Here is a 16,807-nt window from a genome sequence, read left to right as displayed (position 1 = left end):
ACAGCGGCAAGTTCGCCTGGCCCAAGAACATCGACGGAACGCTGGCACTGAGCCGGCCGCAGTTCGATGCGCTGGTACTGGGACTGCCCTGGCAGTTCGTCGGCGAGGCCGGTGTGATCACCACGCTGTAGCGCGTCCATTGCGGCAGCGGATTAGCGCGCACTGAGCTGAAGGCTGATCCTGGCCGGCAGCGAAAGTCTGGCCTGCGGGCAGGAGACTATCCGCAGTCAAGACGGGATGGCTGCTCGCTTACGCTGCAACTGCGTGCTGCCTGAAATTGAACTCGATACCCACGTCGGTAAATCTGACGCAAGCGCCTAGTTCAAATTAGCTTGATACGTAAGCGCACGATGAAGTCATCTTGAGTGCCTGAGAGTCGGCAGGCATCGTGTCCGCGATGAATGATGTGGACACGATAGATGGTGTGGTTAAGCGGGCGACTCGTCGCAAGCACAGCGCGCAGTTCAAGGCGGAGGTCCTGGATGCATGCCGGCAACCCGATGCGTCTGCTGCGGCGATCGCTAGGCTGTACAACCTTGTTCCCTACATTCGTCAATCGCGGCCGCGCGTTCCCGTTCTCATGTGAGGTAGCACACAGAGCGTAAGACCAGGAAGTGCCACCATCGCTGCGTGGCAAAGATCCCCTCTACGATGAGCAAGCCGATTCAGCAAGCCTTGGCGGTTTGAGCAACTGCTATTGAAGCCGTCCTGCAAGACATCGACCGAATTGCAAAAGGGTGGGCAGTCGAATCCTGCAGTGACGGGTGAATTGATGGCCGCAGTTGAAGCTGCTCGCCAGCGATGCGAGGAGGTGGATCTTTGTGATGCGCCCCTCATCAGCACCAAGCTCGGCCTCTGAGAAGCACACACAAGATGAGTTTTCCGGACGCATACACTTCCCGTGCGAGTGGGGGGTGAATTGCTCGGACGCCTGTGCCTGTGTGAGTGAAGCCAAGGGAATTTCTCTCGACAATGTCGAGAGTCCGTAGCCAGTCCGGTGGCCCATGGCGCCATGAGGGCCTTGGCTCCAGCCAGTAGCTTCGATGGGCCGATGCAGCGCTCTGTCCGACATCGACCCTCCGGGCTCCCGCGTGTGCCGGATCCTGCACCTGCTTTCCTTTCGCGCACAGGTGCGCGAGAACGCCTGCGCGGTGCAGGCCCCGGGCACGGCTCGCTTCGCCTCGTGGCCGCCCGAAGAAGGAGAGCAGAAAAGGCGACAGTGGTGGTGCGTCGGCCGGCATGCTGGCTCCTTCATCGTGGCACACCTTTCTCACCGTCAACGCCTGCGGGCACCTCTGCGTGGCGCGCTGGCGGCCTGGGGGCCGTCTTCGAACCAGGTCTTGTCAGATCTCGTCCGGTACCCGCATCCACGCAGGAATGTCCTGCTGGCCATGCAATACACGCCACACATCGATGTGGGGGCCGCGCTCGACATAGAAGACCAGGTACGGATAGCGCGTCAAAGGCCAGAACCGCAGCCCCGGCAGGTTCAGTTCGTGCGCGTACCTTGGCGAGCCGGTGGACGGGTGGCGCGCAATGTGCGCGTAGGCCTCTTCCAATGCGTCGATGAAGCCCAGCGCGACACGCTCGGCATCTTCGCTCAGGTAGTGTTCAATGATCGCGTCCACGTCCTCGTGGGCTTGTGCGCGGGGGACGATCTCCCTGGCGGTCACTTGCGCGCGTTGGCCTGCGGCTTGTCGGCTGCACGAACCCGGTCGCGCAGCGTCCTGAAGTAAGCCGTGTCGGCCGGCTTTCCGGGCGCTGACGCCGCCCCCTCAAGCAGCAAGCCGCGAAGATGCAGACGCTCCTGATCCTTGCGGATCAACTCGCGCACGTACTCGCTGCTGGTCCCGAATGCGCGCTTTTCGACTTGTTCGTCCACGAAGGACTTGAGCGTGTCGGGCAGGGAAATGTTCATCGTGCTCATGGCGCGATGATAGATTCGATGGCAAATTTTGGCAAGAATAGCCTGGATTGAACCCGAGACGGCGCGAAAGGCCCCCCGCCTGTTCTGCAGGTCTCGGGCGCGCTCGCTTTGCCTCGTGCCGACCCGAAGGAGAGGGGGCAAGGGGGAGGTGCAGAAAGAAGAGGGAGGCGGTGGTGATGTGTGGGGCTGGCTTGCTGCTGGCTCCTTCATCGTGGCACGCCGTTCTCGCCGTCAAGGTCTGCGCGCGCCTGTGCGGCGCGCTGGCGGCCCGCGGGCCGTCTTCGAACCCTGACCGCTGCGCTGCGGCGTGTCCGCGACGGTGCCGGGCAATCCCGCCCGCAACCGTTCAAGGAGAACGCCATGGCTGCTTCCATCTTTACCTTCCTCAGCGACGCGCAGTTCGACCAGTTGCTGGCCAACGGCCTGGCTTCGCGGGCGCAGGCGGACTTCGATCCGCTGCCCGTGGTCAAGCTGTTCACGCCCGATGCGGGCGCCATCTGGCTGCTCAGCGAGATCGACCCCGAGGACCACGACACCGCCTTCGGCCTGTGCGATCTCGGGATGGGCTTTCCGGAGCTGGGCTGCGTGAGCCTTGCCGAGCTGGCCGGGCTGCGCGGCATGCTGGGGCTGCCGGTCGAGCAGGACCTGCATTTCCGCGCGGACAAGCGCTTGCGTGCCTATGCGAAGGAGGCCCGCAGCGCGGGACGCATCCAGGCCTGAGGGGGCCCGCCGCGGCAAGCCGGGCCGCCCAGTCGGTGTGAGGCTTGTCGCGGGTTTCGCGCGGCGCAATGCCGGTGGGCCTGGCGCCCCGGGGGCGTCGGTCTTCTTGCGGCGTGCGGCAAGTGCATGCCATGCAAGCGTTGCGAGAGGCATCCCGCGCCCGGATCATCGGGCCTCCCCCGTCGCAGACCTGCGGGCTTGCGGCATTCGACCCCACAGGGACTGCGGTGAGCTATGTGCCGTGCGTCCGTGTGCTTCATGCACTCAGCCGCTTTCTCTTGCCGTTGCCCATCATGAAATCTTCCGTCACCTTCACCGCCATGATTACCATGCTCTCCATGAGCATCTGCACTGCCGGTGCCCGGATCGGCTACCTGGGGCCGGCGGGCAGCTGGACACACCAGGCCTGCGTGGAGCTGTTCGGCGACGCGGACCTGGTCGCGCTCGACAGGCAGGCGCTCTTCGAGGCGCTGCAGGCGAAGACGGTCGACAGGGTCTGCGTGCCCGTCACGACCGCGGTGGTCGGGGCCACGCCATACCTGGACGACGTGCTCGCGCTCGAGGGCGTGCACGTGGTGGCCGAGTACCCGAAGGCGCTGGGCTACAGCCTGCTGGCCAGGCCTGGCACCCGCAGGCAGGACATCCGCACGGTCGTCGCGCATCCCGTGGCGCTGGAGGAGGTGAAGCCCTGGCTCGACCTGGAGATGCCCGGGGTCGAGCGCAAGCCGGCCGCCAGCGCGGGCGCCGCGGCGCAGCTGGTGGCGCAGGGGACGGCTTCGGACATGGCGGCCATGGGGCCGCCCGGCGCCGCGCGCATCCACGGGCTGGCGGCGATCGTTAACGGCATCGAGGAAGGGCCTCACAACACCACGCGCTGGTGGGTGCTGGGGCATGCGCTGCCCGCGCCGAGCGGCAACGACAAGACCAGCCTGCTGCTGACGGTCGACGAGACCGGCTTCCAGCGTTCGCTGCAGGCGCTGGCGGGTTCGGCCCGGGTGCTCGCTATCTACGAACGTCCGGGCAGGAAGTCGCTGGACGGACATCGGTATGTGATCGACGTCGCGGGCCATGCCTCGCAGCCGCAGATCGCCAGGCTGCTGGCGCGGCATGTGGAGTTCCGGCTGCTCGGTTCCTATCCCCGAAGATACTGAACACTGCCTGCGCGTCCGCGCTTCGCGGGGCTGAGCAAGTTGCAGGGCCTCAAGACGGACTGTGTCCGCCTGAGCCGGCATGCTCAGGCGAATCAGGATAGCTGGTCAGCGCGGCGACGTCGTCGGCGCGTGTGTGCGACACATCCACCATGACCACGAGATCCGGATGCCTGAAACAGGCGATCAGGTAGGGGTACCTGGACAGTTTCCAAGAACGCAGGCCGGCTCCCCAATGCGGCTTCAAGACTGGCGTGACGGTCGGAATCTGTCTGCCGCCGCGGCCGCAACACACACGCCCATGCGCCGAGGCCTTCGGCAGGCGCCCCTGCACTCAGCGGTGCCGGGACAGGCACATGCCCTGAGCCTGATGTCCGTCGCCGGTCATGGCGGTGCTCGCAGGCGCGGCGGCACGCAGCTTCTCGAGTACCTGGCCGTAGTTCTCGTGAAGCGCAGGCCAGTCCGCACCGGGCTGGAGGTGGCTGGGGTCCAGCCGGCGCAGTGCACCTCGGCGCCGGTCCTGGACTGGTGGCAGGCGAACATGGCCGCGCCGTGGTCCGGGCCCACGTTGCGCTCGTCCGGACAGCGGGCGCGGGAAGGGGGAGAGGATGAGGGGCAGGGGAGGGCTTGCCTGTGTCGGGTCAGGGTATCACGCGGTTCTCGCGTTCAAGGCCCTGCGCGCGCACCTGCTGTGCGTGCTCGGCGCGTGCCGCGCGCCTGCGGCGGCCCTGAGCGCTGCGCTGCCGCGTGAGCCGGGGGCGACGCAGGCAATCCTGCCTGTGTTTCTCTTCCAGGAGCTCATCATGACGCTGTCTTCTTCCCTTTCCGCTTCGTTCGTTTCTTCCTCTTCGTCCTCCTCTCATGTCTTCGCCGCGAGGACGTCCCTGTCGCCGCAGGAGCTCGCGCGCAGCGCGCCGGCAGCGTTCGCGCAGCAGGCCGCGGCATGCACCGGGCCGAAGTACGTCTTCATCAGCACGCGCGAGATCGTCGCGGCGCTGGGAGAGGCGGGCTTCGAGCCGACGTTGGCGGTGCAGACGCGTTCGCGCGGCACTGGCGCGGATCGTGCAGATCGCGAGGGTCATGCGCTGCACATGCTGCGCTTCCAGCCGGTGGTGCAGGCCCTCTCGCTGGACGACGTGCTCGGCGAGATCGTGCTGATCAATTCGCACGACGGGCGCAGCGCCTACCAGCTGAGGGCGGGGCTGTTCCGGCCCGTGTGCACCAACGGGATGCTCGCGGCGATCGGCGACTTCGGGCTGGTCCACGTGAGCCATCGCGGCAACGTGGTGGCTCAGGTGGTCGATGCGGCGCAGCGGATCGCGGGCGAGTTTACCCGGGTGGGCGAGGCCGTGGAGGCGATGCGCGCCACCGTGCTGTCGGGCGCGCAGCAGCTGGACTTCGCGCGCGAGGCGCTGGCCCTGCGCTACCCGGACAAGGCCGAGCCGCCGGTGCAACCGGCGCAACTGCTCGAGCGCCGGCGCATGGCCGACGTCGGTGACGACGTCTGGCGCACGTTTAACGCGATCCAGGAGCACACGCTGCGCGGCGGCCTCGACGGCCGTACCGCCACGGGCCGTGCGATGCACACCCGAGGCATCCGGGCCATTCGCGAGACGGTGCGGCTGAACACGGGCCTGTGGGATCTCGCGCTCAAGCGCATCGCTGGCTGACGCGGCAGGGCCGGATTTCGTCTCCGGCCCTTTCGTTGCTTGCACGGCGCGACTGGCGCAGGTCCCGATTGCAGGGCCTGGGCCCGAACGCCGCAGAAAATCCGGATGCGGCAGCGTCACATCAGTATCAGCATTTCCTGCAGCGATTTCAGCGCTGCAGATCGGGTGAGAGGATCCTTGGTGCCCAGAAACTTCTCGGCTGCGGCCGATACGTCCGCATCGTCGTAGGGCGCTTCCCATCCAAATTCCCGCAGCCTTCTGTTCAGCTTGCAAGCGCCGATCGTGAAATGCCCCTTGCTGGACAGATCGAGGTAGTAGGCGCCGTTGACGACCTTGATGTGGCGTTCGTACTCGTCATAGTGAGGGTGGACGATCTTGAAGGCGTTGGACGAGCGCGGGTAGCGTTTGCGGCCCTCGCCGCCCACGACCGTGTCGGGCTCATTCCGAAGAACTTCCTGCTCTCTCTTGATCGCGTTGCAGTCGGCGCAGATGACGCAAAGATTTTTGGGCTCGAAGATGAAATGCCGATACTTCGATTTGGGTGCGATGTGTTCGACATGGCAATTCATGGCCGACTGAAGAGACACGGACTGCCTGCAGTACGCGCAGATTCCGACTTGCGCCCTGCGGTAGTGCGCCCTGATGTGGTGGCGCAGCGCCTCGAGTTCGTCCCTTGCCCAGTCCTCGTGCGTGAATGACTGGTCGGCGAGCTTGCTCGCGATGAGCTGCGTCATTTCTTCGGAATAGGCGACTGCTTGAGGAAGATCAGCCATAGGTCCGGGCCAGCTCTTCCAGGGCAGCGACGAGGTCTCGCAACGGATCGTCCGGGCGAAGCTCGGGGAAGGCTCTTCTGAGCGTCTCCAGGTCGGCGTGGCTGCGAGGGTCCAGCTCCTTCGACTTCGAGACCCTGGCGAAGACGTTCAGGGCGATGCGATTCAGGTATTCGTTCTTGTAGCCGGGCGCATTGAAGACCTCCGCGAGCTGAAAATCGATGGAACGATGCGCATAGCGTGCGGCCCGCCGCGCGACACCGTCTTCCATCGCCATCACATAGCAGTTCCCGTCCGGCAACTGGGCGACGATCTGCGGGGAATGCGTCGCGATGACGAAATGGCAGCCCCGGTAGCTGTTGAAAGTGCGGAAGAGAAGCTCGATGTACTTCTCCTGCCATTCCGGGTGCAGGCACACTTCCGGCTCATCGATGCAGATGAGTGCCCCGTCGGCAATCTGGCTGCCGATGCCAAGCAGGCTCATGACCACCGCCTGCTCACCCGAGCTGGCTTCGTGAAGCAGAAATGGCCCGAAACTCCTCTTGGACAAGACCACTTCCTTGTGCTTCAGCAAGCCCGAGTTCGCCAGAAGGATGACCTCGTCCGGGCTGCAGTCCCAGTCCGCTCTTACCTTGACACCGCGGGCACCGACGGTGATGTAGGCACGACCGCGCGGGAGCCGTGTGACCATGCGCGCGGCGATTCCGAGGACTTCAGAAAGCTGCTCGGGCTCCAGCCCAAGCAGCTGTCGCGGTGCGACAAGGTGACTGTCGTGAATCGGGAACGGTGAAGGGCGCTGAATGTACTCGTACAGGAATTCCTGAGGATGCTTCGCTGCAACAAGCTCCTCCAGGAATCGCGCCGACGGAGGAAGGAACGTCGCTTCCAGTTCCTCCTCGTAGCCGAGATACCTGAGCACCTTGCTGATGGCCGAAGCCTGCGCGCGACTTCGTGCGGCAGCACCGATGAGGGCCGAAACGATGCGCGACAGGTAGGCGACGCCGAGGTTCGTGCTGGGCAGGCCGCGCAGCCCGAGGTAGCTGTACCGGTCGGTGACATAGTCCCTGCGGAAGAGCGGAAACCTGTCGAAGGGGCTGGTCGAGACGCAGATGACTTTCGAGGGGCGATGCACGGTGTCGACGGTGCCGACGTAGTCCAGGTTCGAGCGCAGGCGCTCTTCCTTCGCGAAGGCGATCGGGTCCACGGAATCCCCGATCAGGTTGATCACCAGGGACCTCAACAGGCGGCTCTTTCCCGTGCCGTTTCTGCCGACGATCACCGTGAATGTGTTTCGGTCCGAGGACCCGTGGCCGTCCGGTTCGACGAACTCGAACGATCGGCCGTCAGTCGTATAGCTTTTCAGCATCGCAATCCCTCCGGGTCCGGAGAATACCGAAGCCGCGCGGGCCGCAATGCTCGGCGTCTCCCGGATATCGCAAGGAAAGACACCGGTGGTGCGCGGATCGGATCAATCGGCGCACCGGGGCGATCGCCGTCGAGGCGCCGGCCACCGGGCGGGCGCGGTCAGCGAGGTGACTTCGGGCTGGCGCTGAGGCTGTCGAGGAACGAGATCACGCAGTCCTCGGGCAGCTTGACGAGTTGCTCGCCCCCGCGGCCCGCCACCTTGACCACCAGCCCCTGGGAGCCGGTCGCCTTCCTCCGCGGCTCCCCGGTGAAACTCACGCCGACGGTTTCCCAGTAAGTGCACTCGTACCTGCAGGACGTGACGTCGGTGTCGATCCTGGTCACGGGATATCTGACGCCGCCTTCCGTGTAGGCCGAGTCGTAGTAGCGCCGTCCGCCCTCGAATGACGCCAGCACGTAGAGCTGGATCACGTCGCGCTGGCCTGGTCACCTGAATGCCCGCAGGTGCGCGCTGTTGAACCGCTCCTGGCGACGTACGCGCCCTTGAATGTCGTGAGGCCCTTGAACGTGTCGTTCGTGACCTCGAGCTTGCGGGCCCAGCCCGCCTGCCGCTCGGCGGGCGTGCGACCCACGATCTCCGGTCCTTGCACGCATGCGCCCAGAAAGACCGAGGACGCGCACACCACCGCGATGGCCGAGATTCTTCCAATACCCATCATCATCGCTCTCCAATTCCTCCAAAGATTCCTGATCGAGTGCTTCAGTCTAGCCACGTCCCTGCGGCGGCAACCGGCCTGTCGGACGCCTTGCGCCATCGGGCGTGCGCTTGGGCTCGACCCCGGTCCCTCCTCGCGCGGCGGAGGTGCCCGATCGTGTCGTTGCGGCATGCATGGGCGCATGTCTTCGCCGGAGCAAAGAGATGGCAGATCGAATGGCAGATAGCGGCCCAAGCGCCCCGGCGGCTTCTCGCCGCCGTCGGGCTGCTGCAGGTTCGCACCGCCGCGCTCATCCCCTCTCGGGGACGGCCCGCGGCCGCCTTGCGCATCCCTGGCGCGGGGGCTGGCGCCCCCTGAACATCCTCCTGATCGGACCTGCCTGCGGCAGGTGAGGGCGCTCGCCGCGCGGCGGTGGCGGTGCGCCCCGGTCCGTGGCAGGGGGCCGGCGTCTTCCCGCGTCCTTCGCCTTGTGCGGTGACTGTGCGGGCCCGGCGCCAGGGCACCGGCTTCGCCTGCAAGGGGGTCTTCATAACGCTTCGCGTGACGAATGCTTCCCCCTTGCTCCCCCGTCCCCGCCCCCGCCTGGCGTCACCGGGCGAAGAACTCAGGAAGACGGCGGCCGGCTCCGGATGCCCGGCCGATGCGATCCGCCACCCTTTTCCCGAAGGGCTCCGAATCTAGGAATCCGGCAGGGCTCTTCGTCCATTTCTTTCTTCAACGCATCCATGCTGCAAAGGAAACACGGAAATGACTGCTGCTACTGCTACCACTACCACCACGGCCACCACGGCCACCACCGCGCGCCGCGCGAAGTCCCGCAAGCGCGGTGGCGCGCTTGCGCCGCAACCTGCTGCCGTTGCCAAGGCGCCCCAGGCCAGGCCGGCGGGGAAGGGAAACCGCAAGGCCGCGCAGGCCGCCGATGCGGTCGATGTCACAGGCCGCGATGTGCTCGTGCCGCTGGACCGGCTCGCGCTCGGCGAGGCCAACGTGCGCAAGGTGCCGTCGAGTCCCGAGGGCATCGCCGAGCTCGCAGCGCTGATCGAGTCGCAGGGCCTGCTGCAGCGCCTCGCGGTGACCGCGCTGGCCGATGGCCGCTTCGCCGTGGTCGCCGGTGGGCGGCGCCTGCGCGCAATGCAACTGCTGGCCGCCGATGGCCGCTGGCCGTCCTCGCAGCCGGTGGAGTGCAGGTGCTACGACGATGCGCGCGCGGCGGCGGTGTCGCTCGCCGAGAACTCCGGGCGCGAAGCCATGCACCCGGCCGACCAGATGGAGGCTTTCCGCCAGCTGGTCGAGGACGGCCTGAGCGCGGCGCAGGTCGCCGCGCGCTTCGGCGTGAGCACGCTGACCGTCGAGCGGCGGCTGAAGCTCGCACGCCTCGCGCCCCGGTTTCTCGCGCTCTACCGGACCGGCGACATCGAGCCCGAGCAGTTGCAGGTATTGGCCCTCGTGGAGGACCACGCGGCGCAGGAAGCGCTCTGGGACGGTTTGCCGTCCTACGACCGCGATGCGTGGACACTGCGGCGCGTCATCACCGAGCAATCCTGCCCGGGCGACAGCCGGCTCGCGCGGTTCGTGGGCATCGAGGCCTACGAGGCCCGCGGTGGTGCCGTGCGGCACGACCTCTTCGCGGATGCGGAAGACGCGGCCACCGTCTATCTGGACGATCCGGTGCTGCTGCAGACGCTCGCCATGGAGAAGCTCCAGAGCCTTGCCGAGGAGGTGAGGGCCGAGGGCTGGGGCTGGGTGGATTGCCTCACCGTCGGCGACAGCCTCGCGCTGCGCCGCTACGGACAGGAAACCCAGGTCCGGCGGGAGCCGACGCCCGAGGAGGCGCAGGCCATCGAGGCGATGGAGGCCGAACACGCGGCCCTCTCGCAAGCCTACGACCGGAACGAGGAGGCATCGCAGCAGGACGCGGACACCGATGGAGACGACGATGGCAATGTTGACGGCGACGGCAGCTCCTCTTCCAACGCGTACGAGGCTGAGGAGCAGCGGCTGGCCAGCGCGCTGGATGCGCTCGACGACAGGCTCGAGGTCGCGCGCACCGCGCTGCTTCAGTGGACACCCGCGCAGATGGCGCATACCGGCGTGCTGCTGCACATCGACCATGACGGGCAGGTGCTGGCACATCGCGGCCTCGTGCGGCCCGAGGACAGGAAGGCGGCGGGAGAGGGCGGCGGTGATGGATCGCCGGCGGCCGCATCGATCCATGCCGATCCCGATGCCCGCAGCAAGCGGTCCGATTTCAGCGAAGGACTGATGCGCGATCTGACCGCGCACCGCACTGCCGCCCTGCAGGCCGCGCTGATGCGCAACCCGCATGTGGCGCTCGCGACGCTGGTGCACCGCATGGCCGAGACCGTGTTCGACCGCTACGGATGGGGCAACGACGTGGTGAAGGTCCACGTCCGGGCGACCAGCGACCACGCGCTGGCCGAGCATGCAAGCGACTACGCGCGCTCGTCCGCCGGGGCATTGCTGGGACTGGCGGTCGCAGCATGGAGCGAGCGTATCCCCGACGATCCGCAGGCCGTGTTCGGCTGGCTGCTCGGTCAGGACGAGGGCACGCTGCTCGAACTGCTGGCTTATTGCACGGCGCGCAGCATCGACACTGTGAGCGGACGGGAGCGCGAGCGCGATCACAGCGATGCGATCGCCGAAGCGCTGGGCGTGGACATGGCCGACTGGTGGGCGCCGACTGCCGCGAACTATCTCGGGCGCGTGAGCAAGGCCAAGGCGCTGGAGGCCGTGAAGGAGGCGACCGGTACCGACGCCACGCAGGCCATGGCCGGGATGAAGAAGGCCGATGCGGCGGCGCACTGCGCCGTCAGGCTGGCAGGCTCACGCTGGCTGCCCGCGCCGCTGCGCGTGATCACGGCGGCGATGCCCCAGGGGGAGACTGAGGCGTAGTCGTCCCGCTCGTCTTGCCAGTCCTTTGCTTTCCTTCTCTTCCCTCGATGTTCGGCATGCCGAACATCGAGGGCGCACGACCTCGGCGGCGCGCACCTATCCCCTGTCCCCCGGCCCGCAGCCCGGCCCTGGCGTCCGTCAGGCCCTTGCCGTCTCGTCCAGTTCCGCCAGCAGGTGCCGACGATTGGAATGCCCGCGCTCCAATCAGTGACAGTGGACTCCTTCTTCGAATCATCGAGCGTGCGTCGCGGTGGCCGCGGGCGCTCCATCCATTCCTTGCTTGCTCATGATCTTCTCCTCGCACTGTCCAGGACCTCCAGTCCAGGATGGGCGGGTACGGCCCGGCTGTGGGGAAGGGCGACGTCGTGCGCCGAAGTGATCTCCGAGGCTCACGAGGCCGAGAGCCGCCTTGCTGTAAACCGTGCGGTCGCGGCAAAGAGGCGGCGAAGACCATGTGTGCGCGTCGCAGGTGCGGCAGGCTTGGCGTGCGCGTGAGCCTCCGGGGGCAAAGTCCTTGTGCGGTGTTGAGGGCAGGATAGACTGCCGTCAGACATTGTTAACAGCCATGGCGTTGCGATGACCAAGACCTCTCTGTCGAGCGTGATTGGGACCCGGGTGCCGCCCGATACGAAGGCGCGGTTTGCCGCGCTGGCCGTGCGCCACGAACTGAGCGAGTCGGGGCTGCTCGCCAAGATGGTCAACGAAGTGCTGAAGACCAACAGCGCGGGGGCGCGTGATTCGACGGCCGACGGCGCCGCATCGGATCGCATCACGCTGCGGCTTCGCAACGGCGATCGAAGGTTGGCGGCAGAGCGGGCCCGTGCCCGTGAGATGAAGACCGGCAGCTACCTGGCCATGCTGGTCCACAACCATGTTCGGCGCTCGGCGGCGTTGCCTCCGAAAGAGCTGGACCAGCTCAAAGTGACCTGCGCAGAGCTGGCCGCGCTCGGGCGGCAGCTTCGCATGTTCGGGATGCCGAACACTTTGACGATGTCTCTGGCCTCCGAATTGAGTGAGGTGATCGCACTGGCCCGGCGGGAAGTCGAAGTAGCGCGTGAAGCGACAGCTGCTGTCGTGCGCCAGAACGTCATCAGCTGGGAGACGGATGGGGAGTTGAGCCATGCCTAAGCAGATGGTTCGCCTCGGTCGGAACAGCCGCGGGTCCATCGGTGCAATGCGCGACATGGCCTTGGACATCGTGAGCTACGGCCGGCGAGGGCCCGGTGGCACGCTGCGCTTCGGAGCCGACCAGATCGCGCAGATCCAGCGCACGGTGGGTCGCACGCCCGAGGTGATGGTGAAGGTCTCCGGCGGCGGGCGGGACGTGGGCGGGGTCGAAGCGCACCTGCGCTACATCGGCCGGCACGGCAAGCTGCCGGTGGAAACAGACGAGGGACTGATCCTGCAGGGCCGGGGCGCTGCCAGGGACATCGCGGTCGACTGGCAACTGGACCTTTGCAGAAGCCAGTACAAGCCCAAGCCGGCCGAGGGCCGGAAGGACACCCGGGCGAAGCTCGTGCACAACATCGTGCTGTCGATGCCGGCCGGTACCCCACCACAGAAGGTGCTGGCCGCGGCACGCGGGTTCGCGCGCGAGAACTTCGCGCTGCAGCATCGCTATGCCATGGTGCTGCACACCGACCAGTCGCACCCGCACGTGCACCTGGTGGTCAAGTGCGAGCATGAGTTCGAACCAGGCAGGCGCCTGTACATCCGCAAGGACACGCTGCGGCAATGGCGCGAGCAGTTCGCCGCGCTGATGCGCGAGCAGGGCGTGGCGGCCAATGCGACGCCACGGCAGGTGCGAGGGCAGACCCGCAAGCCGTACAAAGACGCGATCCATCATCGGCTCCGCGTGCTTCGGGCGTTCAGAAAATTGTCAACCGACGAGCGTGCGAAGCGTCGGCAGCCGAAGACATCAACCTTCATGCGTGCCAAGCTGGAGGGTGTGTTCGAGGTCCTGCGAAGGAGCAGGGGCGCATCCGATGCGGGCCAGGAGGCGATGCAGGGCACTCGGCAGGCAGTGATCTCAGACTGGCGCACAACGGCTGAGGCGTTGCGAAGACAGGGAGAAGATGGTCTGGTGGCTCAGGTGAATCGTTTCGTCGCACGCATGCCGGCCGTGCAGACTGATACGCGGCGACTGGCCGATCGCTGGAGAAAACAAGCCAGAGGCCGAGCGCTGGAGCGCACAAACACCAAAACACCAGGCCAGCCAGTCCGCTGAGCCGTCGCCCGGTCATCGCAAAATGAGGTCTTCCTGCGCTGCTGGCGATGGGCTATCTTGCGGGTTGACCAATTTCGCCTCCGGCGCGAAGGTCCGACGAGCGCTCAAGTTCCGGTACTGCACACATGACGGGGAGGTCTGACCGGCACCCGCCAACATCATCACCGCATGCGAGTGCGGTTGACGACTACGTGGAAACCGGAGTCAGCGTCCGCCTCCATCTGCGTGGTCGAAGCGGGGCCGGACGGGACTGAAAAACTTGCCTTCGTTGATCGCTGTTCTGGGGGAGCCATGGCCGAGCACTTTCCCATGCGGCCATTTGCAGGCAGATGCTGCTCATCGATGTCCAACATCTGTACTTCGAACTGGATTTCAGCCTTGGTGCGTTTGGCATTCAGCCGAACACCGAGACTGCGATCAACCACTTTGATACTTCGAGGCTGGTCACCATTGCATGTCACTTCAAGCTGGCCAACCGTCAGTACCCTTGCCGAAGCTGCACTTGACTCTTCGAGTCCCAGTGCGACTGGTCCAGAAAAGACCTGACCGTTCTTGTGAACGACGATCTCAATCCGGTCCATCGGTGCGGGTTGGGCTTGGGACGCCAGGCTGACCAAGCCGATTGCAAGAAAGGTGAGTGTTTGGGATACGAGAAGCCTCATGGATCTCTGATGAGTGCTGTTGGTTTCGTCCCGAACATGCGTCGTCTTGGGTTGTGAAAACTGTACGAGCGACCGCCGATTTGCGCTCGCTCAATCCACTTCATCGGCAATTCTGAGAGAAACTTTAATCGGCGAGGTGCTGGGTGGCCGACCCGGCGCATCAGCGAGGTGGCTCGCGCGACTGGTCAGCTACAGCATCATTGATATTCAGGGTCGGCGCTGCGGCAAGACATCCGTCCGGTCGCCGAGATGACACTGAAGGGCTGCCGAGAAGAAAAAAGTCGCGAGTATCTGTCGCTCCAGAGGCTTGGCTTTTCACGTCTGCCGGTGCACGAGAGCAATGAGCGAGAGGTGCGCCGGATAGAAGCTGTAGAAGATCCACCGGCTGCGCGGACATGGTGTCTCGACCTGGCTCGCTCCCCAGATCAGGGGCAGGGCGACCACCGCGGCGAAGTTGCCGTTGACGACGGCGAGCGAACCCGTCGCAAAGGCCCACAACAGCAGCCGAAGCATGCCGGGCCGGCGCAGGAATCCCCAAGCGGCTAGGCAAGAGAGCAATGCCGGCCACCAGAACTCTACCATCGCGCCACCGAAGAGAAAGGCGATCACAGCCGCACAGCAATGGACCCAACCGCCCCGTTCTAGCAGCCAGACGATCAGCGTTACCAGGAAGAGGGTGGCCAGAATGTTGAATGGCCACCAGCCGTTCAGGCGAACGAAGGCAGGTGTCGCCAGCAGTGCAAAGATCGCCAGTCGTTTCATGACGCGCAGGTGCACACCTGCTTCGAGCGCCCCGGGCCGTGTCAGATTGACCATCAGCACGAAGCCGAAAAGGGGCATCACCAGCCGTCCCAGTGCGTAGAGGGCAGGGCTCGTCTCGGGCAGCAGATACTTGTTGACGTGATCACCTGTCATGAGCAGCAGGCCTACCCATTTGAGTGCTTCCAGTGAGCCATTCGAGATCGACCACGCGCTCATCGACGTTCGGGGTTTCTGTTGGATTGGCTGGGACATCGCGGCGCGATTGCGTGGCTCCCCGTGCATCAGCGCACTGGAGGCCGTTCGGCGCCTTCGCCCCACGGACGCCACCATGCTGCGCTGCACTGGGCGAAGAGCGCTGGCGTGTTGCGCGCGATCAGCACGTTCTCGGCGTTGTGTACTGCAGCTGTGGGCGGGGAGTTGAAGCTGCCGGTCTCCGCCGTCAGGTCGTGCGCCGCGAAGACTCGGATGTTGCGGCGCTGGACATCTCGCATGGAAGTGGCCGCCGATCGGGTGGTGAACGAGTAGACCGAAGCCAGGAGCGTGGAGCGGACGGCTCGTATAAGGTTCAGCACCATCGGCAGGGCCTTCTTGTGCGTGAATGCGGCCAAGCATGAAGTCGCCTGCGTGGCTGCGGATATGGGTGACGCCAGCAACGCGGACATGAGGTTTGTTGCCAGGGCAGCGAACTTCAGGCCTGGCTCCTTACGATGTCTAAATGCGTTCATGGATCAAGTCCTCACGGCCGCGACCCATGCGTTGGCGCACGTGCTTTGGCGTGGGGCTCGGGCGGTGATCTGGGAGGTAGATCGAGCGGCCTTGTTCCATAGTGGTGGCCAGCCGTTCGCGAATCGCCTGCACTAAGCGTTGCTGGGAGGCTTGATCGCCGGTCACTCGCCGGGCGTACTGCTCGGCCAGTTTGAGGCCGGCAGCCACAGTGACGAGGTCAGGGTCTTGGCCCGCGTTGGACTGAAGTTCTCCGTTGCGTACGCGTATGGCACGGTGCTCCATCGCGCGGATGTGGCCGGGTGTTTCGGCGCTCCATCGGGCACGCTGCGCGATGATCTTCTTCTCGCCGATCAGCTCGCCGTCCGCATTGCGGGCAGTCGTGCGGACATTGACCGGCCGGGTGCCATGCTGCGTGAGAACGACCTCGTCACCGATGCGCGGTTGCGAGGCCGACTCGGCAAGCGCGCGCTCGAGGTCCGCTCCCCAGATGGTGCGCTCGCCGGTTTCCGTGCGAACCGTCGCGTAGAAGGACATTCGCTGTGCGGGATCAAAAAGGTATGGTGCGGCGGCCGCCGCCACGAGCATGCCTCTGACAGGCGGTCTAGGACCGTCGCGCAGGGATCGATTGTCTTGCGATGCGTCGGGCGGACAACTATCGGAGTTGCGATAAGGTTCGGCGGGTACGGAACCTTCGCGCGCGATCGGCACGTCGCGGTTCGGTGATGCGGGCTCTTGACCGGATTCCATCTCGTGCGAGGGGCGCGACTTTTCACGCGCACGCTGTACTTGGAGGACTTCAGCCTGAGTCGGCTTGTAGCCCTGGGCCTGGATGCCGCGCAAGGCGGCTTCACGCCACATGCCCTGGCGAAAGGACCCGGTGCCTTTGAGCTCGATGACCCTCCAGCCGCGCATTTCCACGATGGCCACGACGCTGTGGAGTACCTCGCGGTTCTCGGTCCGCACACGGATGCGGCCGTCGTCGTCGATGAATGCGAGTGTGCGGTCCGGAAAGAAGTAGCGGTTGTCGACGCGCAGGTAGCGGCGCACGATGGCGTCGGGTACCCGATGGCGGCTGTGGCCCGCGGGAGGCGCGTCGCCTTGGATGGAGCCGGCAAAGTCCGGCGAAGCCGTGCCCGCGCCGCCAGTTGGAGAGTCATCGGAGGAATGGTCTGTAGACATTGCGGCTCCTTTCACTGTTCGT

16 protein-coding genes are annotated in these 16,807 nt (G+C 65.6%); 6 read left to right on the top strand and 10 right to left on the bottom strand.

The annotated features are described in order from the left end of the window. Nucleotides 1–1,343 precede the first annotated feature (1,343 nt). On the bottom strand, nt 1,344–1,673 hold the full coding sequence (locus BLW48_RS28985; RefSeq protein ID WP_093178950.1) for a type II toxin-antitoxin system RelE/ParE family toxin: 330 nt from the start codon (nt 1,671–1,673) through the stop codon (nt 1,344–1,346). Next, nucleotides 1,670–1,927: a type II toxin-antitoxin system ParD family antitoxin gene (locus tag BLW48_RS28980; RefSeq protein WP_093178949.1), complete on the bottom strand. Its 258-nt coding sequence runs from the start codon at nt 1,925–1,927 to the stop codon at nt 1,670–1,672. The genes BLW48_RS28985 and BLW48_RS28980 overlap by 4 nt, the downstream gene beginning before the upstream one ends. Nucleotides 1,928–2,287: 360 nt before the next feature. Here BLW48_RS28980 and BLW48_RS28975 point away from each other — a divergent pair, with 360 nt between their 5' ends. The 3 genes from BLW48_RS28975 to BLW48_RS28965 all read left to right on the top strand — a co-directional run bounded on the left by BLW48_RS28975 (nt 2,288) and on the right by BLW48_RS28965 (nt 5,465). Next, the gene (locus BLW48_RS28975) at nt 2,288–2,647 is read left to right on the top strand and encodes a DUF2958 domain-containing protein (protein ID WP_093178947.1); all 360 of its coding nucleotides are present in this window, start codon (nt 2,288–2,290) and stop codon (nt 2,645–2,647) included. Between the two features lie 329 nt (nt 2,648–2,976). Continuing rightward, a complete protein-coding gene (locus BLW48_RS28970; protein WP_093178973.1) occupies nt 2,977–3,798 on the top strand; it encodes a prephenate dehydratase in 822 nt (273 codons plus the stop codon). A 605-nt stretch (nt 3,799–4,403) separates the two neighbouring features. After that, nucleotides 4,404–5,465, top strand: a complete 1,062-nt coding sequence (locus BLW48_RS28965) for a DUF932 domain-containing protein (protein WP_093178945.1) — start codon at nt 4,404–4,406, stop codon at nt 5,463–5,465. 116 nt (nt 5,466–5,581) lie between these two features. Here the strand turns inward: BLW48_RS28965 and BLW48_RS28960 are convergent, their stop codons facing one another. The 4 genes from BLW48_RS28960 to BLW48_RS28945 all read right to left on the bottom strand — a co-directional run bounded on the left by BLW48_RS28960 (nt 5,582) and on the right by BLW48_RS28945 (nt 8,316). Beyond that, complete coding sequence (locus BLW48_RS28960) at nt 5,582–6,238, bottom strand: HNH endonuclease family protein (protein ID WP_093178944.1); 657 nt, start codon at nt 6,236–6,238, stop codon at nt 5,582–5,584. Continuing rightward, nucleotides 6,231–7,601, bottom strand: a complete 1,371-nt coding sequence (locus BLW48_RS28955) for an AAA family ATPase (RefSeq protein WP_093178942.1) — start codon at nt 7,599–7,601, stop codon at nt 6,231–6,233. Before BLW48_RS28955 ends, BLW48_RS28960 begins: the two co-directional genes overlap by 8 nt. Nucleotides 7,602–7,759: 158 nt before the next feature. Beyond that, complete coding sequence (locus BLW48_RS28950; RefSeq protein WP_143047810.1) at nt 7,760–8,056, bottom strand: hypothetical protein; 297 nt, start codon at nt 8,054–8,056, stop codon at nt 7,760–7,762. 11 nt (nt 8,057–8,067) lie between these two features. Beyond that, nucleotides 8,068–8,316, bottom strand: a complete 249-nt coding sequence (locus BLW48_RS28945) for a hypothetical protein (RefSeq protein WP_143047809.1) — start codon at nt 8,314–8,316, stop codon at nt 8,068–8,070. A 747-nt stretch (nt 8,317–9,063) separates the two neighbouring features. Between BLW48_RS28945 and BLW48_RS28940 the strand changes: the two genes are divergently transcribed. The 3 genes from BLW48_RS28940 (at nt 9,064) to BLW48_RS28930 (ending at nt 13,456) form a co-directional block, all read left to right on the top strand. Next, a complete protein-coding gene (locus BLW48_RS28940; RefSeq protein WP_093178937.1) occupies nt 9,064–11,229 on the top strand; it encodes a ParB/RepB/Spo0J family partition protein in 2,166 nt (721 codons plus the stop codon). A gap of 576 nt (nt 11,230–11,805) precedes the next feature. After that, entirely contained in the window at nt 11,806–12,357 is a 552-nt protein-coding gene (locus BLW48_RS35930; RefSeq protein WP_256330976.1) for a hypothetical protein, read from the top strand. Next, nucleotides 12,350–13,456, top strand: coding sequence for a relaxase/mobilization nuclease domain-containing protein (locus BLW48_RS28930; RefSeq protein ID WP_093178935.1), 1,107 nt, complete (start codon nt 12,350–12,352; stop codon nt 13,454–13,456). The genes BLW48_RS35930 and BLW48_RS28930 overlap by 8 nt, the downstream gene beginning before the upstream one ends. Nucleotides 13,457–13,617: 161 nt before the next feature. Here BLW48_RS28930 and BLW48_RS35140 read toward each other — a convergent pair whose 3' ends face one another. The 4 genes from BLW48_RS35140 to BLW48_RS28915 form a co-directional block, all read right to left on the bottom strand. Further along, nucleotides 13,618–14,118, bottom strand: coding sequence for a hypothetical protein (locus BLW48_RS35140; RefSeq protein ID WP_143047808.1), 501 nt, complete (start codon nt 14,116–14,118; stop codon nt 13,618–13,620). A gap of 315 nt (nt 14,119–14,433) precedes the next feature. Further along, complete coding sequence (locus BLW48_RS28925) at nt 14,434–15,096, bottom strand: TraX family protein (RefSeq protein ID WP_256330975.1); 663 nt, start codon at nt 15,094–15,096, stop codon at nt 14,434–14,436. Between the two features lie 65 nt (nt 15,097–15,161). Further along, nucleotides 15,162–15,488 carry a phospholipase D-like domain-containing protein gene (locus BLW48_RS28920; protein ID WP_093178934.1) on the bottom strand — a complete coding sequence of 109 codons (327 nt, stop codon included), beginning with the start codon at nt 15,486–15,488 and terminating at the stop codon, nt 15,162–15,164. A 103-nt stretch (nt 15,489–15,591) separates the two neighbouring features. Further along, a complete protein-coding gene (locus BLW48_RS28915; RefSeq protein WP_177142441.1) occupies nt 15,592–16,785 on the bottom strand; it encodes an LPD7 domain-containing protein in 1,194 nt (397 codons plus the stop codon). Nucleotides 16,786–16,807: the final 22 nt, after the last annotated feature.

The sequence above is a fragment of the Variovorax sp. YR266 genome (assembly GCF_900107295.1).
GTDB lineage: Bacteria > Pseudomonadota > Gammaproteobacteria > Burkholderiales > Burkholderiaceae_C > Variovorax.
This window is presented reverse-complemented; position numbering and strand designations above follow the sequence as displayed.

What these genes read in the sequence shown, in the direction of transcription:
- BLW48_RS28980 (WP_093178949.1), bottom strand. Translation starts at nt 1,927, where the DNA reads ATGAGCACGATGAACATTTCCCTGCCCGACACGCTCAAGTCCTTCGTG.
- BLW48_RS28975 (WP_093178947.1), top strand. Translation starts at nt 2,288, where the DNA reads ATGGCTGCTTCCATCTTTACCTTCCTCAGCGACGCGCAGTTCGACCAG.
- BLW48_RS28970 (WP_093178973.1), top strand. Translation starts at nt 2,977, where the DNA reads ATGCTCTCCATGAGCATCTGCACTGCCGGTGCCCGGATCGGCTACCTG.
- BLW48_RS28965 (WP_093178945.1), top strand. Translation starts at nt 4,404, where the DNA reads ATGAGGGGCAGGGGAGGGCTTGCCTGTGTCGGGTCAGGGTATCACGCG.
- BLW48_RS28960 (WP_093178944.1), bottom strand. Translation starts at nt 6,238, where the DNA reads ATGGCTGATCTTCCTCAAGCAGTCGCCTATTCCGAAGAAATGACGCAG.
- BLW48_RS28955 (WP_093178942.1), bottom strand. Translation starts at nt 7,601, where the DNA reads ATGCTGAAAAGCTATACGACTGACGGCCGATCGTTCGAGTTCGTCGAA.
- BLW48_RS28945 (WP_143047809.1), bottom strand. Translation starts at nt 8,316, where the DNA reads ATGGGTATTGGAAGAATCTCGGCCATCGCGGTGGTGTGCGCGTCCTCG.
- BLW48_RS28940 (WP_093178937.1), top strand. Translation starts at nt 9,064, where the DNA reads ATGACTGCTGCTACTGCTACCACTACCACCACGGCCACCACGGCCACC.
- BLW48_RS35930 (WP_256330976.1), top strand. Translation starts at nt 11,806, where the DNA reads ATGACCAAGACCTCTCTGTCGAGCGTGATTGGGACCCGGGTGCCGCCC.
- BLW48_RS28930 (WP_093178935.1), top strand. Translation starts at nt 12,350, where the DNA reads ATGCCTAAGCAGATGGTTCGCCTCGGTCGGAACAGCCGCGGGTCCATC.
- BLW48_RS35140 (WP_143047808.1), bottom strand. Translation starts at nt 14,118, where the DNA reads ATGAGGCTTCTCGTATCCCAAACACTCACCTTTCTTGCAATCGGCTTG.
- BLW48_RS28925 (WP_256330975.1), bottom strand. Translation starts at nt 15,096, where the DNA reads ATGAGCGCGTGGTCGATCTCGAATGGCTCACTGGAAGCACTCAAATGG.
- BLW48_RS28915 (WP_177142441.1), bottom strand. Translation starts at nt 16,785, where the DNA reads ATGTCTACAGACCATTCCTCCGATGACTCTCCAACTGGCGGCGCGGGC.